6 protein-coding genes and 1 pseudogene are annotated in these 6,849 nt (G+C 69.0%); 2 read left to right on the forward strand and 5 right to left on the reverse strand.

Annotated elements, in window-relative coordinates; translation table 11 throughout:
* Positions 1-204 precede the first annotated feature (204 nt).
* The gene (locus D7W81_RS38515; protein WP_120560339.1) at positions 205-1,914 is read left to right on the forward strand and encodes an HAD-IG family 5'-nucleotidase; all 1,710 of its coding nucleotides are present in this window, start codon (positions 205-207) and stop codon (positions 1,912-1,914) included.
* A gap of 1 nt (position 1,915) precedes the next feature.
* On the opposite strand, the gene D7W81_RS38520 is transcribed toward D7W81_RS38515, so the two are convergent.
* The 5 genes from D7W81_RS38520 to D7W81_RS38540 form a co-directional block, all read right to left on the reverse strand.
* Positions 1,916-2,698 carry a class I SAM-dependent methyltransferase gene (locus tag D7W81_RS38520; RefSeq protein WP_120560340.1) on the reverse strand — a complete coding sequence of 261 codons (783 nt, stop codon included), beginning with the start codon at positions 2,696-2,698 and terminating at the stop codon, positions 1,916-1,918.
* A 13-nt stretch (positions 2,699-2,711) separates the two neighbouring features.
* Entirely contained in the window at positions 2,712-4,874 is a 2,163-nt protein-coding gene (locus tag D7W81_RS38525) for a sensor domain-containing diguanylate cyclase (protein ID WP_120560341.1), read from the reverse strand.
* Positions 4,871-5,152 carry an FtsB family cell division protein gene (locus tag D7W81_RS38530; RefSeq protein WP_120560342.1) on the reverse strand — a complete coding sequence of 94 codons (282 nt, stop codon included), beginning with the start codon at positions 5,150-5,152 and terminating at the stop codon, positions 4,871-4,873. Before D7W81_RS38530 ends, D7W81_RS38525 begins: the two co-directional genes overlap by 4 nt.
* Positions 5,153-5,234: 82 nt before the next feature.
* Positions 5,235-5,771 (reverse strand): TlpA family protein disulfide reductase, encoded by a 537-nt coding sequence (locus D7W81_RS38535; RefSeq protein WP_244227724.1) that lies wholly within the window; start codon positions 5,769-5,771, stop codon positions 5,235-5,237.
* 5 nt (positions 5,772-5,776) lie between these two features.
* On the reverse strand, positions 5,777-6,277 hold the full coding sequence (locus D7W81_RS38540) for a Fur family transcriptional regulator (RefSeq protein ID WP_208721649.1): 501 nt from the start codon (positions 6,275-6,277) through the stop codon (positions 5,777-5,779).
* Positions 6,278-6,506: 229 nt separating this feature from the next.
* On the opposite strand from D7W81_RS38540, the pseudogene D7W81_RS38545 reads away from it, so the two are divergent.
* Positions 6,507-6,849 (forward strand): annotated as a pseudogene (locus D7W81_RS38545) (hypothetical protein); the annotation flags it as partial.

The raw sequence follows: 6,849 nt of genomic DNA on the forward strand, positions 1-6,849 counted from the left end.
GGCTTCCGCGCGCTGGAGGACCGGGTGTCGCTGAGGACCGGCAGCGGCACCCGGTCCTCCAGCGCGCTGATGCGAGCGGACAGGCGCGCGTGGAGGTCCTCGGCGGAGGCCGGGGATGGGCGTGGGGTGCGCATCGTTGGACAGAGCGTGCCAGCCCCGTGCGAAGCCCGCAAGGACGCGGGCGAAGGGCGAGCGGCGCGTGTTATGTTTGGAGGTCCCGTGCCTCTACTCTCCCCTGCCCAGCCCATCCCGGGCGGACCCTCCGTGGATCCGCTGCACGGGAGCTTCCGTTCCTCCATCCGCCGCGAGCACGCCGACGACGCGGCCCGCCGGGCGAGGGACCTGCTCACCGACGACGTGCTCGGCCGGTTGCTCACCACGCCGCGTGAAGCCACGGCCCAGGTGCCGCATTCACGGGACGTGTTCGTCAACCGCAACCTGCGCATGGACCACGTCGAGCTCATCGGGTTCGACATGGACTACACGCTGGCCATCTACCACATGCGCCGGCTGGAGCAGCTGTCGTTCGACATGACGCTCGCGAAGCTGATCAGCGAGTACGGCTACCCGCCGTTCGTGGGCGGCCTGCTCTACGACCACCACTTCGTGATGCGCGGGCTGGCGGTGGACCGGGTCAACGGCAACGTCCTGAAGATGGACCGCTTCGGTCACGTGGGGCGCGCGTACCACGGCCTGCGGCCGCTGAAGCGCGACGCGTGGAAGGAGCTGTACCGCAACAAGCGCGTGCGGCTGCGCAACCCGCAGTTCGCGTGGAACGACACGCTCTTCGCGCTGCCGGAGACGTGCCTGTATTCGGGCATCATCGAGCTGATGGAGTCGCTGGGGCACACCGTGAACTACGGCAAGCTCTACGATGACATCCGGGAAGCCATCGACACGGTGCACCGGGACAACTCGCTCAAGCGGGAGATCCGCAAGGACCTGGCGCGCTACGTGTTCCTGGACCCGGAGCTGGGGCCGGCGTTGCACAAGCTGCGCTCGGGTGGGAAGCGGCTGTTCCTGCTGACGAACTCCGCGTGGGACTACACGAACGCGGTGATGCGCTACCTGCTGGACGGGCAGCTGCCGGAGTACCCCAGCTGGCGCAACTACTTCGACTTCACGGTGACGGCGGCGGGCAAGCCGGCCTTCTTCACGGAGGCCCGGCCGTTCCTGGAGCTGGATTCGTCCACGGAGGCCGGCAAGGTGGTGGGCGAGGCGAAGTCGCTGGAGCGCGGCACGGTGTACTCCGGAGGCAACCTGGCCCAGTTCGAGGAGTTCACGGGCTACCGGGGCGAGCACATCCTCTACGTGGGCGACCACATCTACGGCGACATCCTGAAGTCGAAGAAGTCGTCGCTGTGGCGCACGTGCATGATCGTCCAGGAGATTGAAGACGAGATTACGTACACGGACGCGCGCCGCGAGGAGATCGTCACGCTGTCCGAGGTGGAGCTGACGCGCGCGCGACTGGACGACGAGGTGAACCACCGCAAGACGGTGCTGAACAGCCTGGAGCGCAGGCTGGAGCGCGAGGAGCTTCCGGCGGCGGAGCGGCAGGAGGTGGAGGAGCTGCGCAAGAAGACGAAGGCGGAGCTGGAGAAGCTGCGCCGTTCGTTGAAGGAGACCAACGGCATCGCGGACACGCTGGAGCGCGACGTCGAGGAGGGCTTCAACCCGTACTGGGGCCTGCTGTTCAAGGAGGGCAACGAGAACAGCCGCTTCGGCTACCAGGTGGAGCAGTACGCGTGTCTCTACACGAGCCGCGTGTCGAACTTCCTGCACCACTCGCCGATGCAGTACTACCGCTCGCCGCGCGACCTGATGGCGCACGAGCAGGCCGGCGCGCTGTCGAGCAAGCTGTCCCCGATGGGCAGCGAAGGCCCGCCGAAGGGGTCGTCGGAGAAGGAGTAGCTCAGGGCGTCGCGGGCAGCCGGCCCCAGATGACCTCGCTGAAGCGCGACGTGGGTGCCGGCTGGATGCCCAGCTTGCTCAAGTCTTCGGTGTGGCGGGCGCCCTTCACGACGACCCACCGGCGGGCGACGCGCCTCCCCTCCTCCACCGCTTCCGGCGTGAGGGGGGCGTGCTCCGCGAAGCGGCGCAGGACGTCGAAGGCGGGCTGGGCCTTCTTGGGCTTCGCGAACATCGGGTCGAAGAACACGACGTCGAACGACTTCGCGGGCAGCGTCTTCAGGTACGCGTGCGCGTCCGCGTGGAGCACTTCGATGGCGCAGGAGTCCGCGCCCCGGTCGTAGCGCTGGAGCCCCTCCGCGGCGACGATGCATAGGGGCAGGCTCTTCTCCAGGCCTACCACCCGGCCTCCGGGTCCCACGGCAAGCGACGCCACCAGAGCGTCCTGTCCCAGGCCCAGGGTGCAGTCGAGCACGGCATCCCCCGGGACGAGCTCCGCGACCTTGAGGAACGCATCATCACGCTGTCCCTGCCGGAGGCGCATGCGCCGCAGGTGCGCCATGCCCGCGTGGAAGCCGAACGACCCCTGCGGTTCCCACAGCGTCACGCCATCGCCGCCCACGACGAGCAGCGCCTCCACCTTCGTGCCCAGCCAGGGCGCGATGCCCTCACTGGACCGGCGAGGAAGGAACGGCAGGCTCCACCGCTGCGCCACGGCCCGCGCCTCGCGCACCGTGGCCACATCCGTCTTCGTGCTGGTGGTGACGGCGAGGGGAACGGGCGGCATCGATACCGCCGCCCTACTCCGCGACCGCCGCCAGCTTCCGGCCGCCCTGCATCTGGGCCACCGTCACGGACTGGTTCCGGCCGTTGCGCTTGGAGTGGTACAGGCACTGGTCCGCCAGGTCGATCATCTGCTGCTTCTCCATGGCGTTGTCCGGGAACGTCGCGATGCCCAGCGACATCGTGATGCGCAGCGGGCCCATCTCCGTCTGGAACACCTCCGCCATCACCGCCTCGCGGATGCGCTCCGCGATGATCTTCGCGCCCTGCACGTCCGTCTCCGGCATCACCATCACGAACTCCTCGCCGCCGTAGCGAGCGACGACGTCCGTGTCCCGCGCCATCGTCTTGATGATGCGCGCCACGCCCTTGAGCACCTGGTCGCCCGTCGGATGCCCGTACGTGTCGTTCACGCTCTTGAAGTGGTCCACGTCCGTCAACATGATGGAGCACTTGCGGTTGTACCGCCGCGCCTGCGCCAGGATGTCGTCCGCGCGCGACTGGAACGTGCGGTGGTTGAGCAGCCCCGTGAGGCCGTCCGTCGTCGCCATCCGCTCCATCTGCTCGTAGAGCTGCGCGCGCAACACCGCCTGCGCCGCCTGGATGGCGATGACCTCAATCATCCGCAGCACGTCCTGCTCGAACGCCGTCTTCTTGCGCGACCCCGCCACCAGCGTGCCCAGGATGCGGTCCCCCGCCACCAGCGGGAAGATCTTCAGCGCGCCCAGACCGCGCACCTGCGTCTCCTCATCGAAGATGACCTGGCGGTCCATCGCCTTGATGTCCCGCCCCGGCAGCGGCGCCCCGTAGCGCACCACGTTCGCCACCAGGCCGTTGTTGTCCTGGAACGTGCGGCCCTCCAGCGCCTTGCCCTGCGCCGTGACGCCCGTCATCCGCACCACGCGGTGCACCCGCTTGCCCTCCTGCTCCGACACCAGCGTCACCGCGCAGAAGTCCAGCCCCGCCAGCTGCCGCGTCGACTCCAGCACCGCCACGAACACCTGGTCCGGGCTGCCCGCGCGGTTCAGCTCTTCAATGGCGCGGAAGAACCGGTCCTTCTCGTCGCGCGTCTTGCGGATGTAGCTCATCACCCGCTCCACCTCGATGGAGCGCAGTACCTCTCCGGCGATGGTGGTGAGCATCTTCTCGTCCTGGTCCGTGAACGGCTCGTTCTTGAGCTTGTCCGCCACCAGCACGCCGCGCACCAGGCCGCTGCCCTCCAGGATGGGCACCGCCAGGAGCGCCTGCACCGTGGGGCCGCCGCCCTCGTAGTACGTGACGCCCTTGAGCCCCTGCGGCGAGTTCATCCGCACCGGCGCGCGGCGCTTCAGCACGCCGCCGATGATGCCCTCGCCCGCGTTGAACTTCTCCCGCTGCACCCGCTCCGACGCGGAGCGGCAGTCGTACAGCTTCAGGCTCCGGTCGTCCGACGTGAGCAGGAACGCCGCGCAGGTGTCCGTGCGCAGGCCCGTCTCCGCGATCTCCAGCGCCGCGTGCACCGCGCCTTCAATCTCCTTCACCGACGCGACCAGCCACTTCTCGTCGGAGTTCATCCCGCTGAAGCTGTCCTGCGTCCCGGAGGACACCAGCCGGAAGGTGCGCGCGCGCTCCTCCACCTCGCGGATGCGCTTCTGCACCGCGTCCGACTCCGCCCGCTTCGCCACCGCCATCCGCGCGGACAGCACCAGGTGGTACAGCCCCGCGAACAGCGCCAGGAACAACGTGTGGGTCAGGAACCCGGTGACGTTCACCACCGTCCCGCCCAGCGTCACCAGCCCGTCGTACACCAGCGCCACGCCCAAGAGCGTCATGCCCGCGTTGCGCGGCAGGAACGCCACCAGGAACGCCATGAGCAGGTAGACGATGGGGAACAACTCCCCGCCGCCGATGGCCACCACGATGAAGGCCGCGGAGATGAGCCCGCCGCCCAGCTCCAGGTCGTCGCGCAGGTCGATGACCGCGCCCACCGACGAGCGCATCGCCCGGCGCCACGCCGCCATGCCGATGCCGATGAGCAGCCCCATCACCAGCGCCGCTTCCGTCCACCCCAGCGTGTGCAGCCCCCGGAATCCGCCCTGCGCCAGGTGCACGAAGGTGGCCAGCGCCACCGCCGCGGGGATGGCGCGGAAGAACGCGCGCACGAGCTTCGCGGGAGAGGGCACCACGGACAGCGAGGTCATGGCGACTCCAGGTGGAAGACGATTTCGCCCGGCTTCACGTAGCCGAGCTCCTCACGCACGGACTGCTCCAGCGTCGCCGGGTCCTTGCGCAGCGCCGCGATCTCCTTGCGAAGCGCGTCGTTCTGCGCGGCCAGCGCGCGGTTGCGCCCGTCGAGCGCCTCCACGTCCTGCCGCAAACGCAGGTAGCGCCGGAAGCCCTTGGCGTCCGCCACCGAAGCGAGGCTCAAGGCCACCGCCACCACCGCCGCCACCATCAGGAGCTTTCGCCGGTCCGTCATGAGCGCCGGCGAAGGTACCAGCGGCCCCCCTGCCCGCAAGTAATCCGCTCCAGCCCTGTAGCACCCCAAGCGGGGCCCGGAATCAGTCCGCTTTCAGCAGCTTCTCGATGGCCTTCGCCACGTCCGACTGGCCCTCAATCCCCTGCCACGCGGCCACCGCGCGGCCGTGCCTGTCCAGGAGCACCGTGCTGGGCAGCGCCCGGATGCGGCCGAAGGCGCTCTCACCGGCGCGCATCCGCTCGTCCGACAGGAGCACCGGGTAGGGAAAGGCGTAGTGGTCCGCGAACGGCCCCAGCACCCGGCCCTCGTCGATGTCCATCCCCACCGCGACGACCTGGAAGCCCTGGGGCCCGTATGTCTGCTGGAGCTGCGTCAGCGTGGGCTGGTCCGCCAAGCACGGGAAACACCAGGTGGCCGTGAAGGACACCAGCACCACCTTGCCCGGGAGCTGCCGGGGGTCGTAGCGCGTGGGCCCCACCGACGGCAGCCACAGCGCCCGGTAGAACGCGGGCCCGGCGTCCACCGGGCCGTTGCGGTGACAGCCGGCCCCCAGGCCCGCCAGACCGAGCACGCCCAGCGCCACCGCGCACGCCAGGGCGCGTCGCCGCACCGGGCCCACGCGGGTCAGGCCTCCGACTCCGGCCCCGGAGGGCCACCCCGGAGCTGACACTCGCGGCACAGGCCGTACAGCTCCATCTTGTGCGACGTCACCGTGAAGCCGTGCTTGCGCGCCACCGCGTCCTGGAGCGTCTCGATGCGGTCGTTCTCGAACTCCACGATGGTGCCGCAGCTCGTGCAGATGAGGTGGTCGTGGTGCTCACGGCCCGCCGCCGCCTCGTAGCGCGTCTGCCCGTCGCCGAAGTTGCGCGCATGGGCGAGGCCGCACTCGTTGAGCAGCTTCATGGTCCGGTACACGGTGGCCACGGACACCTTGGTGTCCTGTTCGCGCACCTTGTTCCACAGCTCCTCCACGGACAGGTGGCCGCCCACCTCGAAGAACGTGTCGATGATGAGGCTGCGCTGGCGCGTGCTCTTCAGGCCGTGCTGGGCCATGTAGCGGGCCAGCACCTCGTCCTTGTCCTTGGCCGAGTGCGAATGGGAGTGGCTGTGGTGATGGGTCGTCATCTGCAATCTCTGAAGCACCCCAGGTGTTGAGGTGGGAATGCCTGCTCCCGCAAGACAATTTCGCCAACCGGCCTCAGCAGGCGCCAGCTTTCCTGCTGACTAGCACGGACTTCGGCTTGCGCCGCGCGTGGGCTGTTTACATTGAGCCCGGACTGGCTCATTGACACCTGTCTGGCCGCGAAGATAGAGGCATCCGCCCTCGTAAACGAGCAATTTTCCGAACCTTTCCATGATCAGTCCCTGGCAGAGAAGACGGCAGCCCGATGACGTACCCACCCCGGTGGCGGTGGCGGTGTCGGACTTCTGCCGACGCGCGAAGGCTCCGGCCCCCGCACAGCAGGTCCGAGAGGCGCTCGCGCTCCTCACCGAGGAGGAGGACTTCCGGGTCCGCGCCCTCACGGACGGTGAACCCGAGTCGTCCCCCCTGGGGCCCTTCGCGGTGGTGGACATCCTGCGCGGCGTGACGCCGTCGCTCGCGGCCCAGCGCCAGGAGTGCGGCTACTACGACGTGGTCCAGGAGCTGGTCCAGGTGCGCGAGGAGAAGACGCCGCCTCCCGCGCCCGCCCCCACGA

The organism is Corallococcus aberystwythensis (genome assembly GCF_003612165.1).
Lineage (GTDB): Bacteria > Myxococcota > Myxococcia > Myxococcales > Myxococcaceae > Corallococcus > Corallococcus aberystwythensis.